Here is a 16071-nt window from a genome sequence, read left to right as displayed (position 1 = left end):
GCATGGGGAGTGGTCACTGGCTCAGCTCTCCTGCTTGTGGCCGCAACAACGACGTCGGCCGGAGCCGCTTCTGAGATGCTGACAGAGGTCACCTGTACAGTTCCCAGTAATAGAGTGACGACATTCAGTCCGGCGCTGACCGGAACCCCGCAGGCTGTGACGATCAGTACGCAGGCCAACTATGGCCCTTGCGTGTCACTCACCCATCCAGATATCACCTCTGGTACCGCAAGCGGTCAGACTTCTTCTCAGCTCTCCTGCCTTGACTTGCTGAAGCAAGTGCAGAACCAGCAGAAGATCACATGGAACAGCGGTGAGACCAGTATCTACCAAGCGACAACAACGGCGACGATCGTCGGTGCTCTCGTCGTCAACGTGACGACAGGAACTGTCACCGAAGGCCTCTTCGAAGGAGCCGCCGTGCAACAAGTGCAAATCGCGCCCGCAACCACCATTCTCGCCTGCACCCTAGGGGTAGGGACAGTGCCATCGGTAAATTCCACCGTCACCCTGCAAATCACAGGGGTATGACCGGGTTCTCTCCGATGACGGGATGCGTGCAAGGGCCGTTCCGTCTTCGTTGCGCCTGGCAGGGGATGCATCCGAGGGGACCGCGAGACGATCTCTACGAGAATGCAGCTACTTGAGAGGCACACATCGCACTGGTCGGGCCGGACATCGGGGGAATCCCGTGTCGCCGCCGCGCCGGACCACCGATCCACCCGCAAGCCGCCGGCACAGCTGAACCAGATCTCGCGCGGTCGCATGCTGCGCGCGCCGGGGCTCGCGGCTACGCGCCCGTGTGAATACGCCCGCTCTCTCTGCCCTTGCACACTCCCTGGACGCCATCTCACGCCAGGCGGACGGTGAAACCCGCGGAGGCAGCCGTCCCGGCTGTCCCGAGGCGCAGACCTCGTCCGAGTGCACTTGGCTGGAGCAGACATGAAACTAACCGACCGTCCTCTCATACGCATCCTCCGCAGGCCGGGGGTCCGGCTGTTGCGGGTGGGCGCCCTACTGGTCGCACTGCTCGGCGCGATCCTGCCAGCCACGTCCGTCCCGGCCGCCGCCGCGGGGCCGTCCGCGCTGGTCACGTGTGTGGGGCAGCAGGTCATCGACTACAGCCCGGGCCTGCGGCTGACACAACCGCGCGACGTCACGTACCAGGCCAACGGCAGCTACTCCTCCTGCCCGCTCAACGACGGCGTCACCTCCGTCACCTACACGGAGAGCGGTTTCGTGCCGGGCGCCACCTGCGTCGCCTTCCCGAGCACGGCGACAGCGAACCTGCACTGGAGCAACGGGCAGAACTCCACCGTCCAGGTCACCGGTGTGGAGATCGATGTCGCCGGAGCGACTTCGGTCTACGCCTCTCTGGGGACGGTCACCGCAGGCCGGTACGCCGGGTCTACGGTCAACGTCACCGTCGAGTTCATTCCCGATCTGCTCAACCCCCTGCCGTGTCTCACCACCACCGGCCTGACCCGAGTGTCCGGCTTGTCGACGCTAGTCATCGTCTGACTCCGAGCATCCAGAACCCGCGCCCGGGCGGCCCGCATCCAAGACGGGCGCAGATGCGATCGGCGGGTCAAATGCAATCAGGGTGGCGAGCATTGCTGGTGCGGGCGAGGGCAGACTCTGTCTCGCGGCCTGACCACGCCGGTCGGCGGCCGCACCGACTCGCCCGTCCGGTCTAGGCACCGTGCATAGTGTGCTCATGGATCGATTCGTGGGTCAGGCCCGCCTCGAATGGTGGGCCAATCAATCGACATGCCTTGAGATGCACGACGTCAACATCACCGTCACTGTCGACGGGGCCGGCAAAGGGCGGGCAACCGGTCGGCACGCCCTCGCTCTCGATACGACGCAGAGCGAGGGCTGGGACTTTCTCATGGAGATGGATCCCCACTTCTCCCTTGCGTTTCCCGCGGCGGGATCACGGTGCGAGTCGTTGAGGCAGAAGATGGAACCCTCACGCTCGTGGAAGCACCGGACTGGAGCGGCTCCGGGAACGTCACCTTCGACCTCACCTCAGAGCAGCCCTCAAGGGCAGGAACCCGGCTTGGCACCTCCTACACCGACTCCGGCTGCCTCCCCATGATGATCACTCAGAAGGAAGTCCGGAGGCGGCGAAGGCATATGAGGCTGCAAGCCAGTTCGAGTAGTCCCTGGTGTAGATCCGCGCGTCGTTCGTAGCGAATGCGGAGCCGCTTGAACTGGTGCAGCCAGGCGAAGGCGCGCTCGACGACCCAGCCCACCTTGCCCAGCCCGGAGCCGTGTGCGACGCCGCGTCGGGCGATCATTGGCTTGATGCCGCGCTTCCACAGCACGCGGCGGTACTTGTCGAAGTCGTAGCCCCGATCGGCATACAGGCGCCGGGGCCTGCGGCGGGGGCGTCCTCGCAGACCCCGAATTGCTGGGACTGCGTCCAGCAGCGGCAGCATTTGGGTGACATCATGTCGGTTCCCACCAGTGAGCGTGACAGCGAGCGGTGTGCCGTGGCGGTCGACGATCAGATGGTGTTTGGAGCCGGGACGGGCACGGTCGACGGGCGAAGGGCCGACGTGATCCCCCCTTCAGGGCCGGGACATGCGACCCGTCCACGGCGCAGTCGTCCAGGCCCAGTAGCTCAGCGCGGCGCAGTTCTGTCAGCAGGGCGGCATGCAGACGCGACCAGACGCCAGCCTCGGTCCAGTCCCGCAGCCGGCGCCAGGCCGTCGCCCCGGAGCAGCCCACAGTCTCGGCCGGAACATCGCGCCAGGCGACGCGTGGCCGCGGTTGAACTGCTGGTCGTGCTCGGGGTGTTCGCTGTGGTGGTAGTTCGGGCTGCGAGAGGTGGCGCAGGCACCCTGGTAGGCGCGGTCCGCGAGCACGAGGATCTGCCGGGTGAGGCAGGCTATGCCGTGGGCCCGTGCCGGCGGTCAGGTCGTGGGTGCGGCCCGGGGTTGCGGTGGGAGAACCACGGAGGGGTGCCGTCCGGTCGTGCGACGACCGGGACGTTCATGCCGTGCTTGCGGTGCTTCTGGGAGTAGTACGGCTGATCGGCGCGGACGCGCTCGATGGGGTTCAGGGTGCCGTCGACGATGACGAAGTCCCCTTCGCTCAGGCCGACGAGGGCCTCCTGCACTCCGGGCGCCCAGGAGGCCAGGACCTCGAGGGTCTCGTCCACGTACCGCCAGGCGGTCGCGGTGGAGATCCCGAACTCCGCCGCGAGCTGGGGCAGCGTCTCGTTCTAGTGTGATGCGCCAGAAATCCTGAGGGTTAGTTCTGCTCTGTTTTCTGGCTGGTAGTTCCGACCTTGGTGAGGTAGTCGGCGAGAGAGTTGAGGATCTCGTCGGCTGTCTTGGTCCAGGTGAAGGGCCGCGGGTTCTCGTTCCAGGTGGCGATCCACGCAGTGATGTCGTCCTCCAGGGCTTTCACGGACCGGTGGACGCCGCGGCGGATGAGTTTGTCGGTCAGCAGGCCGAACCACCGCTCCACCTGGTTCATCCACGAGGAGCCGGTGGGGGTGAAATGGACGTGGAAACGGGGGTGTTTGCCGAGCCACGTCCTGATGTCGGCGGTGTTGTGGGTGGCGTAGTTGTCGCAGACGAGGTGCACGTCGAGTCCGGCGGGCACCGCCTTGTCGATCCGGATTAGGAACTTCTTGAACTCGATCGCCCGGTGGCGGCGGTGCAGTGCTGATATGACGGTGCCGTCGGCGATGTTGAAGGCGGCGAACAGGCTGGTGATGCCGTGCCTCAGATAGTCGTGGGTGCGGCGTTCGGGCATACCCGGCATCATCGGCAGCACCGGCTGGGACCGGTCCAGCGCCTGAATCTGGCTCTTCTCGTCCACGCAGAGCACGACCGCCTTCTCGGGCGGGTGGTGGTACAGGCCGACGACGTCGACGACCTTGGCGACGAACTGCGGATCGGTGGACAGCTTGAAGGAGTCCTGCAGGTGGGGCTTGAGGTCGAACCGTTTCCAGATGCGCCCGACCGTCGACTTCGACAGGCCGGTGTGCTGGGCCATCGAGGCCCGCGACCAGTGCGTATCCTGGCCCGGGACCGACTCCAGGGTGGCCACGACGACCTCCTCGATCTGGTCGAGGAGGATCGAGGGCGGCCGGCCCGAGCGCGGCTCGTCATCCAGACCATCGAGGCGCTTCGCGATGAACCGGGCCCGCCAGCGGTCCACGGTCGACCTGTCGATGCCGAGGTCGGCCGCAGCCTGCTGATTCGTCCCGCCCTCCGCGCAGCGCAGCACGATCCTGGCACGCAACGCGAGGAACTGAGCGGTCTTGGCCCGCCGCGCCCACTGCTGCAGCTGCCTGCGCTCAGTCTCGTCGAGGATCAGGTCGGCCTTCGGCCGGCCAATCCACCCGGCGTCCTCAAGCCCGGCCATTCGCTCCGCCGCGAAAGCCCGACGCCACTTGCCGACCGTCTTGGCCTGGACACCCACGAGCCGTGCGACACCGGCGTTTGACATTCCCTCAGCGCACGCCAGGATGATGCGGGCCTTCTCAGCCGGGCGCCGGTGCGGCATCTCTGTCCGGCGCAACAACTCGGCACGCTCGGCCTCGGACAACGTGATCGCCACAGCAGAAGGCCCCGAATGCGACATGACAACAGGGTACTTACTAACCCTCAGGATTTCTGGCGCATCACACTAGTGCTGTGACCGCTAAGGTTCGCCGGGTTGAGACGGAGGACCGTGGTGTTTGTGGAGATCGTCTTCGTGGGGCTGCCGATCGACCGTGATGAGGTCGAGGAGGCGTTGGAAGCGGCGTTCGAGCTCGACGGCGAGATCACGGGCGCGGGCAGCGGCATGGGTCGTTGCCATCTTGACCTTGAGATCGCGGAGGGCTCGGACGCGACCGCGGTCCTGGAGCGGCTCCGGGCTGTGCTGTCTGAATTGGGAGTCGCGGACCACGCGACCTTGGATGTCAGCGAGTGATCAGGCTGCCATCCGCGCTCGTCCGCCCCAGCGGACGCCCTTCTCGCTGCGGACACGGGCGCGTTCGCGGCGTTCGGCCGCCAGGACATCTCGATGGCGGGCGTTGGCGTTGCGCCAGCGCAGGTAGGCGTGCAGAGCCCGGGTCTGGACCGTGTGGTTGAGGTTGTTCGAATTGGCGATGGTGAACCGCCGCAGCGGCCCGAAGTGCGCCTCGATCGGATTTGCCCAGGACGCGTAGGTCGGTGTGAAGCACAGTTCGACCCGGTGCTTTCTGGCCCAGGCGCGGATCTTCTCGCCCTTGTGCGCGGACAGGTTGTCCAAGATCACGTAGATGGGGGCGCCGTCTGGGCGGGCCGCCCGGATCGATCTGAGGGCGGCCAGCGTGTTGCCGGCACCCTTCTTTCGCCGGTTGATGCCCCAGAGCGTGTCGTCACCGACCGAGTAGCAGCCGTGGAAGTACCGGACCCCGTGGGTGCGGTGGTAGGTCGCGGGGTACCGTTCAGGATGACCGGCAGCGGCCCACCCCGAGCCGCCGGTCGGCCGGATTCCCGGCGGACCGAACTCGTCGAACGCGAAAACGCGGTCGAAGAAGCGGTCCAGGACGTGCTCAATCCGGTCGAGCTTGGTGTCACGGTCCGGGTCTGGCGACTCCTTCCAGGTCTTCGTGCGCTGGAAGGTGACGCCGCGGCGGGCCAGCAGGCACCGTAACGCCTCGCGGCCGATCCGGATGACGCGGCCATGGACCCGGTGCAGATAAATGACGAGCTTGCGGATGGACCAGCGGGTGAAGGGCTGGCCGAGCTTGGTCGGGCGGGTGGTGGCCGTCGCGACGACGAAGTCCTCGTCGTCAGGAGTGAGCTGGCGGGGACGGCCTCCCGCCCAGCGAGGGTCCAGACAGGCCAGGCCGATCTCGTTGAACCGGTGGATCACGTCGCGGACGGTGTCCTCGTCCGCCTGCACCAGCTGGGCGATGACCGGGACGCGGTTCCCGCCGGCCGAGGCCAGCAGCATCATCGCCCGCCGGTAGCGAACCGAACTGGTGTCACCACGGCGCACGATCTGCTGAAGCTTCCGCCCTTCCTGGTCGGTCAGTCTGCGTACACGGACAGGCTCGACCACCGCACCTCCACGGGTCGGATCGGACGTCACCGCACATCCAACCGCCCCGACCACCAACCCGGCGAACCAATCCGGTCACAGCACTAGCGCAGATGCACCAGCGCCAGCAGCGCTTGGTGGAGGCAACCCAACCTCCGCGACCGCGTGCCGCGTTCACACCTTCGGGCATAGAACACCATGAGACATGCTCGACCAGCTCACGAGGGACGTCGAGCGTGGCACGATACGGGACCAACCGAGGCTCCTCGGGCGAAGCGTGGTGCGTAGACAACACCACCGCAACGACCAGGAGCCTCGCCTCGTCACACCACCCCGCTGACCTGCACCATCACCCTGCAGGAAAGGATGAAATCGGTTCACTGTCAGAGGAGAATGGTGAGGACCTCACTGGCGTTCTGCTCGTCGATGCTTGAGGTAAGGCAGCCCAGAACGTCGAGGTCGATGGTCACCTTTTCGCGTACCACAGCCGAGCCCTGCGCGTAGCCGGCAGTGACAGTGCCTGTCGCAGTCACGATGGTCGAGTTGGCGGCGTGGGTGACGGTGGTGAGCGTGTAGGTGATGGTGCTGTTCTGGCCGTTGTTCCAGTGATACGTAATCACGTCAGCCGGGGGGATCGTGCTTGCGAGCCATGGGATCAGGCAGCTGGCCTGCTGAATGAAGGATGCGGTGGCGACGCCGGTGAGAAACGGGCCACCCAGGCACGTCAGTTCTTCGGTGATGCCCACGTTGGTGGTCCGCGGCAGCGGGCCGAGCGGGGGCGAGTAGTGCGTGGAATCTCCACCGGTGCAGACCACCGTGGCGGCGGCCTTCGCCGGTGCGGCCTGGGCCGAACCGGCGGGGAGGGCGACCGCTGCGGTGAGAGCGGCTAGGGAGAAAGAGAAGGTGAGAAGTCTTCGGATACGTGACATGCACTGGCCTTTCGTCACAGTGTCCTCCTAGGACGCCTGACCGACTGCTGCACAAGTGCGCCGCTTGAGTGCGGGACCACGTAGGTATAATCAGAGGGCGGCCGGTCCGGTGTGTGCGGAGTCAACTCATGCAGCGGTTTTACGGCGCTTTTCACGTTGCCACACCGGCAGAGACGCGTATATGGCCCTCTTGGGGGATGCACACCCCCCAAGAGGACTCGCACCCACGGCTAGGCCGTTTCTTACGGATCAGCGACCAGCCAGTGGTGTGATGGGTCCATGCGGCGTGAGAACTGTGCGACCAGGAACCACATAGAGGTGTGGCGTCAACGTGCCCTGCCCGGAGCTCCAGAGCAGGTGAGGTTCTGGGCAGTGTTGCGTGGTTCGCTCCTCCCGATCTTGGTCTGGGCTGTCGTCGCATGCGTCGTGTACTTCGTCTACGGCCCAGTCGTGGCCATGATCCTCGGCGGACTCTTCGCAACGTCGTTCGTCGTGGGGTTCGGGCTCCGCCGTAGGGCCGGACACTCCGTTCGCTGCAGCATCTACGGTGCCGTGGGCGGCGTGCTCGACAAGTCCGTGGCCGGGTTCTCAGGCGTTGCGGCGAAGGCTGCCCGTCGTTGTACGGGTGTGTTGACTGACGCCCAGTGGGCCTGGATCGAGCCTTTGCTGCCGGACCGGACTCCTCGTAGAGGTGGAAGGTGGCGTGACCATCGGCAGGTCATCAACGCCATCGCTTGGAAGTACCGGACGGGATAGCAGACCGCCGCTCCGCACTCGCCCGTCCCTTCTCGCGGCACAACCGCAGGATGCCGTACGAACTCTCCATCCATGCTCGCTCAGGTCAGCCTCGCTCACCCGCCGCCCCAGCGGCCTGATCAGCAGCGGGTTACTCCAACCCAAGCTGGTACGACCAGGAGGGGGCATGGTTGACGTCCGCGGGGAGGGCCTGCGTCAGGGACTTGTAATGGGCCGCGATGCGGTTGAGACTCTCGGATGCGCCGTGACTGCCCCGTTGCTCAACGAGCTTGATGATGCGTTCGGGGCCAAGCAGGCGATTGGCGCGGACGAGGCGGTTGAGTCTCGGTCGCCGGATCGCTTCGTAGTCATGAAGCGCCCGGCACGGGTCCAAGGTGCGAGCAAGGCAGTGAGCAAGGACTCGGGCGTCGATGATGGACTGGGTGCCACCGTTCATCCCCATCGGGTACATCGGGTGAGCGGCGTCGCCGAGCAGCGTGATCGGTCCAAAGCTCCAGCGCGGTAGTGGGTCGCGATCGAGCATGGGGAAGCGAGCGATGCCTGCTGCACTCGAGAGCAGGGCGTCCATGTCGATGAAGTCGATAGTCCAGTCCCGCAGTTGGTGCCTCACCTGACCAGCGGTCATGCGTTGCACCACCAGATCTTCGTGGTTCGGCTCCGGAGGGCGCGTTTCCAGAACCCAGTTGAGCGCAGGCTCCAGACGGCTTACATCGCCCGGCCGAGCGGGTGCGAGGATCGGGTAAGCGATGAACTTGGCACCGGGTGTGCCGCCGGCCACGATGACGGTGCGCCCATCGAGTAGGCCCACGCCCGTACTCAGGCCGCGCAACATGTGCACACCATTCCACAAAGCCGGTCCCTCTGAGGGGTAGAGCTTCTCACGGACCCGTGAATTGATGCCGTCGGCGCCAATGAGGACATCGGCTCGGTACGTCACGTTCCGACCAGCGGCCCGGTCGTACAACTGAGCGTCTACCCCCGTCTCGTCGGCTTCAAAACCAAGCAGGGAATTTCCGGTGCGCACCGCTCCAGGAATACGTCGGTCCACCTCCCTCAGCAGAAGAGTCTGCAATACGCCGCGATGCACAGAGCACTGTGGCCACATGAAACCGGCCGGGCGCCCTAGGGCCTCCTGCCAAAGGAGATCACCAGCCCGGTCGCAGTACGCGAGCCTGTGAGGCATCACGGAAGCCTCTTCCAGCGCCGCACCCAGCCCGAGTTCACTCAGCTCGCGCACCGCGGAAGGCAGCAGGTTGATTCCGACGCCCACAGGATCGAGCTTTTCGGCCTCCTCGAAGACCACGGCCTCCAGTCCGACTGCCTGCAGGCTCAATGCGGCCACCAGCCCCGAGATACCGCCGCCTACAATGACAATTCGCATATAGCAATATCTCCCTAGATGGACTTTCTCGGCCTCCGCACGCTCCGCGTCATCGTATATCGCGCCATAGCGGTGATATGGAAACCGCAGTTGCACTTTCGGCGTGTGGGTAGGGGCCTGGGCATGCGGGTGCGACCGAAAGAGGGAATCCGACATGACTGCTAGTCCCGCCTGCGAGATGGATCACGCGACCTATCCCTAAATTTACTTCTCGACGCCTACTAGGCGCGCCGACGCCTAAGAAGGAGGTACCTCGATGTACACCAAGCCATTGCGTGTGGTGGTGGGAGCCGCGCTGCTCGTCCCGCTGACGGCAAGCACGACATGGGCCGACACCTCGCCAGGCCCACTCGTTGCCAAAACCGTCGTCACATGCACCGGGCCGGCGCAGATGAACTTCAGCCCGCCCCTGAAGACATTTCCCCAGGATTCAACCGTGACGGGGAGCAACCAATTCACCACCTGCGCCGTGGTACATAAGAACGCCGTCACCGATGAGCAGATTGGACTGCCCGAAACGCTCTCTGCGGTGCCAGGAGAGGGATCGTCCGTCGTCGAGGTTCATTACACGGACCTCGTCCTCAGCAAGGGCCAATGCAACACTCAGAACGGGAAGTTCCGCGGTCAGGTCACTTACTCCTGGCATGACGCCATCGGAGGGGAGACCGTCATCAATCTGGGCGAGAGCGCCAGCATCACCGCCGCGGGTTCACACCAGTTCGCCAACAAGGACGTCGCAGACTCGAGCAGCACCCGCTTCGCCGGCTACTCCGAGCACCCGAGGGGCATCATGAACCCACAGGTTGCCGGCTCGTGCTCGGGTTCCAGTGGCGTCACTGCGATGACCGGGGACGTCACGATCACGCTGATTTCACCCCCTCACATCACGACGGTCGGCTGACAGCGATGGCCCAATATGCCGACATCCGCTCTTAGACCGTGTTCTACATGGTCAGTTTGAGGAATCGTTTGTAGCAGCAGAGAGCGGCTGCCAGTCCGAGAAAGGCCCGGTAGTTGCCTGGTTTCCGTTCGTAGCGGTGGTTGAGTCGGCGGTAGCCGGTCAGCCAGGACATCGTGCGTTCGATGACCCACCTACGCCGGCCGAACCGCTCGCTGGAGTCGATGCCCTTGCGTGCGATGCGGACTCCGATGTGCTTGCCCCAGAGCCATCGCCGCAGGTGGGGCATGTCGTACGCCTTGTCTGCGTGAAGACGGCGGGGCTGGGATTCCGTCGCGGGGGATTCGTGTCCCATGTGGAAATGGGACAGCATCGGCTTCAGGGCCTGGCTGTCGTGGGTGTTGGCCGCGGAGAGCCCGGCGCGGAGGGGCAGTCCGTCCGCGTCGGACAGGACGTGCATCCTGGAACCTGGTTTGCCCCGGTCCACGGGGCTCGGACCTGCAAGTTCGCCCCTTTTTTGGTTCTCGCACAGATCTTGGGGAGTCGTCGCGGAGTGTTACCTCGCTGTTGATTGCGAGGAGACTGGTTCCCGTGAGCCCGCGTACGCCTTGTCGTTCGACGATCGGAATTGACGCTCCCTCAGGTGTCTGCCGGCGGCTGCTGTGGTCGGTTGTTGACCGTGATCGTGCCGGTCATGCAGACCAATGCACCGTTCTGGGACTCGCTGGTGTTCGCCGGGATCGACGATGTGGATGTCGAGGCGGTTACGGCCGCGTTCGGTACGGTCGAGGTGGTGGCGAGAGGCCGCGCGGCTGGGTCTGCCTGGCCGGGCTGCGGCCGCTTCTCAGACCGAGTCCACGACCGGTACCAGCGCAGGCTGAGAGACCTTCCGATCGCTGAACAGGGCTTTGTGATCCGGCTGACGGTCCGGCGCTTCATCTGCGGAGCGGAGGACTGCCCGCGCCGGACGTTTGCCGAGCCGTTCTCGCGGCTGGCCGCCCCGCACGCACAATTCACAACGCGGCTCAACCGCGCCCCGGAGCGGGTGGGGCTCGCGCTGGCCGGGCGTGCCGGGGCCCGGCTGGCCGCCCAGCTGGGCTTCGGCGCGGGACGGATGACCTTGTTACGCAGGGTCATGGCGTTGCCCGATCCCCGGTTCAGCACGCCGCGTGTGCTCGGCGTGGACGACTTTGCGATCCGTCGCGGCCAGACCTACTCCACCGTCTTGACCAGCGTCGAAGACCGTCGCGTGGTCGATGTGCTCCCGACTCGCGAGGCCGGGCCACTGGCCGCCTGGCTGATCCGCAACCCCGGCGTGGAGATCATCTGCCGGGACCGAGCCGGCGCCTACGCCGAAGGCGCCCGCCGCGGTGCCCCCGACGCTCTGCAGGTCGCCGACCGGTTCCATCTGTGGCAGGGCCTCGGCCGAGCCGTTGAGACCTGTGTCGCCGCCCACCGCGACTGCCTGAACAACCCATCGACCGGCACGGTGCCAGACGCGACCCGCCCCGACCCCGGTCGGCCGCAGGACGGCTCGGCGCCCGTCGGCCGACGGGCCGACCGGAAGAAGGCAGCACACGCACTGGTCCACGGGCTCCTTGCCCAAGGCCACTCACGCCGGGCGATCGCCCGGCACCTGGGTTGGGGCCTCAACACCGTGCTCCGGTACGCGAACGCCGCACGATGGCAGGACACTTTCCGCGAGAATCGGCCCCGGCCCAGCAGACTGGACCTCCACAAGCCCTACCTGGAGCGGCGGTTCGCCGAGGGGTGCACCAGCGTCACCCGACTGCACAGCGAGTTGGTCGCCGCCAACGCGCCCGTCACCTACCAGATGGTCCGCGCCCACATCGCCACCCTCCGCGGGGCTCCGGCCGGCGCGCCGCCCCGGCCGCCGACGGTGCGGCAGGTGACCGGCTGGCTCACCCGGCACCCCGCAACCCCGACCGAAGAAGAGCGGGCTGGCCTGAAGGAGGTCCTGGCCCGCTGCCCCGAGCTGGACAAGGCCGCCGGACACGTCCGCGACTTCGGCGAGATACTTGCCGACCGCCTCGGCAGCACGCTCCCTGCCTGGATCGACGCCGTCGATGCCAGCCAGCTACCCGGCCTCACCGGCTTCGCACTCCACCTGCTCCGAGACCTCGACGCCGTGACAGCAGGGCTCACTCTGGACTGGAGCTCTGGCAGGATCGAGGGCGCCGTGAACCGCATCAAGAAAATCAAGAGGCAGCTCTACGGCCGAGCCGGATTCGAACTACTCCGCAAGATGATCCTGCTCCAGTAGCACTCCAAGCCCTCCGAACCCTTCGCCAAGACCAAGAACTGACAGAACCCAGAGAGGTTGGCTGGGGCGTGTCGGCACCGACGGACATAATGCCGCTGTGGACCTGAGACCGGAGTTGTTGCCCCCGCCCGTGAGCAAGCAGCGACTGAACGAGCTGTGCGCTGAGGTTGAGCGGATCGCTGAGTTGCTGGTCGCCCGCCCAGAAGTGGCGGGCGAGGCGATCGAGGCGTTCAACGCGATGACCGGGCACGACTACGTGGCTCTCGACTTCGCTGAGTACGGCGGAAGCAGGAGCCTGGAGCAGTTCGCGAGGGAGGCGGCCCGGCCGGCTCGCCCCGTGGTTGCGGACATCACCCGGGACGAGCTCGCTGAGATCGTTCGCAGACTCCTGTCTGCCTCTGCGGAGAGCGGCTACTATCTGCGGCTCCTTGAGGCGAACGTGTCGCATCCCCGGGTGAGTGGCCTGGTCTTCCATCCCTCGGACATCCCTCAGGACCCGTCTGCGGAGCAGATTGTCGATGAGGCTCTGAAGTACCGGCCGATCGCGCTCTGAGTCAATCGAACGCCACCGTCACCCTCCGCGACCGCTCTCCAAGATCTGTGCCAGAACCCTAAACTCATCAACATCATCCCACCGCAGATCGGGGCGCCTCCCAAACCCATCGACAGGTGACGTCACTACCGCGGTTCTGGCTCAACTTCCGTGAAGGCGACCCGTCGCTCGGCGACGGAGGCCGGCCGTCCTGAAGAACCGGCAGGTTAACGGCTTACTCCGAGGCAGGCCATGGTCGAGGCCGGTACGAGTTCACAGAAGTTGTGCCAGAGCCACTACCGCTCGATAAAGCCACCCGGTGCTGGCCCAAGCGGCCGGATGGTTCGACGCCGCGCAGCTGCGACGCCGGCCGCTGCGCCTCGTCCTAGTCCTCGTTGACCTCGGCGGCGTACGTGGTCCGTGCGTCGGCGACGGCCCGCTCCCACGTGCTCGCGCCACCGCCGTGCGTGCGGGCCAACCGCGCGGCCAGGCCGCGTTGGTAGCCCCCGGCCCGGCGTAGCTCCGCGAGCGCGATCTCAACGGCCTGAGCGCGCTTCTGAGACACCGGACGCCCCGCGCCGCGCCCTCCGCCCTCGGCCCCGCTCCTGCGCCCGGAGACGCCCAACCTGGCTGTCCCTACGCCCTCCTGGTGCGAAGCCCAGAACGCCACGACCGCCTCTTCGTCGTAGTAGTCGATCCGGTCGACGGCAATCACCCGGTCCGGGTGACGGCGCTCCGGCGGCTGGTCATGGCGCAGCGCATAGCACGAGGACCTGGCCGACGACGTCCACGGCCGGGCGGAGCTCGCGGAGGGGGGAACACCTCGCCCAGCTGCTCGCCGCCGCCGCACCTGGCACTGTCTACGACCCGGACACCGACGACGCCTCGTCCTCCCTGCCCAGAGGCCGTAGACCAGAATGGCCCACCTTCTGCGCGCCATCGAGCCAGGGCGCACAGAAGCCTCCGGAGCTGTGTGGCTGCGGAGGCTTCTTGTGTGGTGGGGCGTGCGCCAACACGGGTCCCGCCGTATGTGCCCTCGTTCTTGGTTGCATCCAGTGGACCAGGGCTTCGCGCACTGCCGTACGTACGGCAATGCGCTCCTAAGTGTTGCTCAGTTCTGTAGTACAGCGCAAAGCCAACTTGGACAGCGGCGAGCCAATCGTGCGGATGGGGAGGCTGAGCAGCCCGCACAAGGCCGTCGGCGGTTGTGTTTCCCCAGGTCAGCCCACGGCAGTACTGCGATGACGTCATAGCACCGCTTGGCACAGGGATGAGCCAACTTTTCACAATACAAATTTAACGGTCATATGGGGTGCGGCATCCGGTTGGGGCGGCATCGAGTCACCTGGAACACTGGTACTGCTCGTGCGTGACGCAGCGCCAACTGCGCCACGAGAAAAGCGGGTTGCATCCAGTGGCGGGCGGGTTCGTCGACCTCGTGTCGACGCACCCGCCCCTTGAAAACAGAGGCTTTCTCATGACCAAGAACAACAGCGTCCGAGCCGTACCCAAGAACACCGGCATCACCGCCCCTCAGCTGCCGGCGCTCCCGGTACAAGCCGATCTGCCCGGGCAGGGACGCCTGACAGCGGCACACGTGCTGCCGCTCATCGCCTTCCCCATGATCGGCTGCCTGCTGTACATCGTGGGTGACATGCCGGTGACCGACGTCTTCACCTTCCTCGGAGGCTGCGGAGGAATCGGGGCACTCGCGACCATCGCGGTCACCGGAGGCCGGCGCGTGGCGGTCGCCATCGCGCACGGCATCCTCGCTGCCTCGGGCAACCGGTAAGGGCGCCCGAAGTGGGACGCCCAGAACGCCCGGTGAATGGCCCCCCGCACCTGGAGAGCCTGGCTCTTTACCTGCGGTCGTACCGCGACAACGCAGGTGTCACCTATGAGGAAATGGCCCAGCACGTTGACGCCTCCCCGGCGACGCTTAAGCGAACTGCCGCGGGCGCAACGGTACCTAAGTGGGGCAGGGTCATGCAGTTCCACTACGCCATTCTCCGAAATAGAGGCAGGACCCTGGATGAATTCAGCATTAAGGAAGGCCTACGTGATCGTTGGATCATGGCACGTAGGGAAGAGCGCGGAACTCTCGAAGTCGAAAAAATCACACCTGAGAAGGTGATCAGTTCAGACGAACTCAAATACGCTTTATGGACTCTTTACGAACGGGCCGGAGCCCCGCCGCTCCGCGCCGTCCAGGCACGGAGCGGCGGAGAGATGCTCCTCCCCCTCAGCAGCCTGTCCCGGATCGCCAGTCAGCAGACGATTCCCGCCGACAATCAACAAATGATCGCTTTCCTCAGAGGTATATCCTTCGTGCGAGCGAACAAAAGGTGGTGCGATCGTTGGATCGAAGCCCGCATCAGAGCTACCTCACTCGGCGAGTCCTCTTACGTTCCGAAGTTCGTACCCGGCGCGCGCCGGATAGAACATATCCGCCCGCACCGAACCAAGCCGTGGACAGCAGGAGCTGCAAGGGGAATTCAGTTAGGGGAAACCGGAGCTGGTTGATTGACCATGCGGCAGGTCGCCACTTTTCTGATGCATCATCACCGAGGTGGTGCCGAGTGTTTCCCAACTGGGTGAGCTTTGGAGGTTCGGTGAACCTGCGCGGTGGCCATGTTTCTGACCCTGTTTTATGCAGTTCGGGTGAGCGGGTTTTTGGCTGGGTGGCTCACTGAATCTGTGCAGGGTTGGGATGGTCCAGCCGTTTGGCCTGTGGTGTTTTTGGCTCCTGCCGTGCCTGCGCAGGTTGGTTGGGTACTGCGCAGTTTCAGTGATCCTCGGTATGTGGTGGCGGGGGCCGTGCCGTTCGGCGGGGGCCATCGAAATTAACGGTCTCTACCCCGGGCTGTCAGTGATGCAGGTGGTGTGTATTGAGTCCAGTCCTTAGCTACGGCCGAGAATGATGCACGCGGTTCACCTTCCGGCTCGGACGACCCGATCCTCTCTTGTTGGTGCGTAGTTGTCTGTGACGGTGGGTCGAATGCTGCGGTGCGTGTCGTCCGGGGCTGAGCCTGCCCGCACTGCGGAGCCGTGCGGGCAGGCGCCCTACCGCATCTTGACCTCCCGTCACCCCGGGGGCCCGCAGGCGCTGAGCACCAGTCACACCATTTTCCGGTGTAGTGCGAGAATTCCGGAGGAATTCCCAACCCCATTCCGAAGGAATGGGGTTGAAAGCCCGTAGGGATTTCTGAAAGCCCGTAGGGCTTTATCGTCTTTACGACCCGTAGGGTCGTGCGT

General features: G+C 65.4%; 14 protein-coding genes and 4 pseudogenes. 10 read left to right on the top strand and 8 right to left on the bottom strand.

Annotated features, from left to right (window positions below):
• The first annotated feature begins 114 nt into the window (after positions 1-114).
• Both OG379_RS00090 and OG379_RS00085 read left to right on the top strand, forming a co-directional pair.
• Entirely contained in the window at positions 115-531 is a 417-nt protein-coding gene (locus tag OG379_RS00090; RefSeq protein ID WP_405657884.1) for a hypothetical protein, read from the top strand.
• Positions 532-942: 411 nt separating this feature from the next.
• Positions 943-1521: a hypothetical protein gene (locus tag OG379_RS00085; RefSeq protein ID WP_405657881.1), complete on the top strand. Its 579-nt coding sequence runs from the start codon at positions 943-945 to the stop codon at positions 1519-1521.
• Positions 1522-2108: 587 nt separating this feature from the next.
• On the opposite strand, the gene OG379_RS00080 is transcribed toward OG379_RS00085, so the two are convergent.
• The 3 genes and pseudogenes from OG379_RS00080 to OG379_RS00070 form a co-directional block, all read right to left on the bottom strand.
• Positions 2109-2844, bottom strand: a protein-coding gene (locus OG379_RS00080) for an IS5 family transposase (protein ID WP_405668340.1) whose coding sequence is annotated in 2 segments (ribosomal slippage) — positions 2109-2562 and positions 2561-2844 — 738 coding nt in all. Because the reading frame shifts where the segments join, the coding sequence is not laid out codon by codon here.
• Positions 2766-3232, bottom strand: a pseudogene (locus OG379_RS00075) (transposase family protein); the annotation flags it as partial. The pseudogene OG379_RS00075 and the gene OG379_RS00080, both read right to left, overlap by 79 nt.
• Positions 3233-3261: 29 nt before the next feature.
• On the bottom strand, positions 3262-4581 hold the full coding sequence (locus OG379_RS00070) for an IS630 family transposase (RefSeq protein ID WP_405668339.1): 1320 nt from the start codon (positions 4579-4581) through the stop codon (positions 3262-3264).
• 123 nt (positions 4582-4704) lie between these two features.
• On the opposite strand from OG379_RS00070, the gene OG379_RS00065 reads away from it, so the two are divergent.
• The gene (locus OG379_RS00065; RefSeq protein WP_405657878.1) at positions 4705-4938 is read left to right on the top strand and encodes a hypothetical protein; all 234 of its coding nucleotides are present in this window, start codon (positions 4705-4707) and stop codon (positions 4936-4938) included.
• Here OG379_RS00065 and OG379_RS00060 read toward each other — a convergent pair whose 3' ends face one another.
• Positions 4939-6057, bottom strand: coding sequence for an IS630 family transposase (locus OG379_RS00060; protein WP_405657875.1), 1119 nt, complete (start codon positions 6055-6057; stop codon positions 4939-4941).
• 362 nt (positions 6058-6419) lie between these two features.
• Entirely contained in the window at positions 6420-6983 is a 564-nt protein-coding gene (locus OG379_RS00055; protein WP_405657872.1) for a hypothetical protein, read from the bottom strand.
• A 558-nt stretch (positions 6984-7541) separates the two neighbouring features.
• Here OG379_RS00055 and OG379_RS00050 point away from each other — a divergent pair.
• Positions 7542-7718, top strand: a pseudogene (locus tag OG379_RS00050) (transposase); the annotation flags it as partial.
• A gap of 133 nt (positions 7719-7851) precedes the next feature.
• Here OG379_RS00050 and OG379_RS00045 read toward each other — a convergent pair.
• Complete coding sequence (locus OG379_RS00045) at positions 7852-9102, bottom strand: FAD-dependent monooxygenase (RefSeq protein WP_405657869.1); 1251 nt, start codon at positions 9100-9102, stop codon at positions 7852-7854.
• Positions 9103-9358: 256 nt separating this feature from the next.
• Here OG379_RS00045 and OG379_RS00040 point away from each other — a divergent pair, with 256 nt between their 5' ends.
• Positions 9359-10003, top strand: coding sequence for a hypothetical protein (locus tag OG379_RS00040; RefSeq protein ID WP_405657866.1), 645 nt, complete (start codon positions 9359-9361; stop codon positions 10001-10003).
• 43 nt (positions 10004-10046) lie between these two features.
• Here OG379_RS00040 and OG379_RS00035 read toward each other — a convergent pair.
• Positions 10047-10520, bottom strand: a pseudogene (locus tag OG379_RS00035) (IS5 family transposase); the annotation flags it as partial.
• Between the two features lie 174 nt (positions 10521-10694).
• Here OG379_RS00035 and OG379_RS00030 point away from each other — a divergent pair.
• The gene (locus tag OG379_RS00030; protein ID WP_405657863.1) at positions 10695-12284 is read left to right on the top strand and encodes an ISL3 family transposase; all 1590 of its coding nucleotides are present in this window, start codon (positions 10695-10697) and stop codon (positions 12282-12284) included.
• Positions 12285-12381: 97 nt separating this feature from the next.
• Positions 12382-12837 (top strand): hypothetical protein, encoded by a 456-nt coding sequence (locus OG379_RS00025; protein ID WP_405657860.1) that lies wholly within the window; start codon positions 12382-12384, stop codon positions 12835-12837.
• A gap of 364 nt (positions 12838-13201) precedes the next feature.
• On the opposite strand, the gene OG379_RS00020 is transcribed toward OG379_RS00025, so the two are convergent.
• On the bottom strand, positions 13202-13531 hold the full coding sequence (locus OG379_RS00020) for a hypothetical protein (RefSeq protein ID WP_405657857.1): 330 nt from the start codon (positions 13529-13531) through the stop codon (positions 13202-13204).
• Positions 13532-14293: 762 nt separating this feature from the next.
• Between OG379_RS00020 and OG379_RS00015 the strand changes: the two genes are divergently transcribed.
• The 3 genes and pseudogenes from OG379_RS00015 (at position 14294) to OG379_RS00005 (ending at position 15339) form a co-directional block, all read left to right on the top strand.
• Complete coding sequence (locus tag OG379_RS00015; RefSeq protein ID WP_405657854.1) at positions 14294-14608, top strand: hypothetical protein; 315 nt, start codon at positions 14294-14296, stop codon at positions 14606-14608.
• An 11-nt stretch (positions 14609-14619) separates the two neighbouring features.
• A pseudogene (locus OG379_RS00010) lies at positions 14620-14790 on the top strand (helix-turn-helix domain-containing protein); the annotation flags it as partial.
• A 12-nt stretch (positions 14791-14802) separates the two neighbouring features.
• A complete protein-coding gene (locus OG379_RS00005) occupies positions 14803-15339 on the top strand; it encodes a hypothetical protein (protein WP_405668829.1) in 537 nt (178 codons plus the stop codon).
• Positions 15340-16071 lie beyond the last annotated feature (732 nt).

Source organism: Streptomyces sp. NBC_01166, assembly GCF_045039765.1.
Taxonomy (GTDB): Bacteria; Actinomycetota; Actinomycetes; order Streptomycetales; family Streptomycetaceae; genus Streptomyces.
Note: the sequence above shows the minus strand (reverse complement) of the source record. Positions and strands in the feature narration are given on the sequence as shown.

Coding starts and splice junctions, on each gene's coding strand:
- OG379_RS00085 (WP_405657881.1), top strand. CDS start 943: ATGAAACTAACCGACCGTCCTCTCATACGCATCCTCCGCAGGCCGGGG.
- OG379_RS00045 (WP_405657869.1), bottom strand. CDS start 9,102: ATGCGAATTGTCATTGTAGGCGGCGGTATCTCGGGGCTGGTGGCCGCA.
- OG379_RS00040 (WP_405657866.1), top strand. CDS start 9,359: ATGTACACCAAGCCATTGCGTGTGGTGGTGGGAGCCGCGCTGCTCGTC.
- OG379_RS00030 (WP_405657863.1), top strand. CDS start 10,695: ATGCAGACCAATGCACCGTTCTGGGACTCGCTGGTGTTCGCCGGGATC.
- OG379_RS00015 (WP_405657854.1), top strand. CDS start 14,294: ATGACCAAGAACAACAGCGTCCGAGCCGTACCCAAGAACACCGGCATC.
- OG379_RS00005 (WP_405668829.1), top strand. CDS start 14,803: ATGCAGTTCCACTACGCCATTCTCCGAAATAGAGGCAGGACCCTGGAT.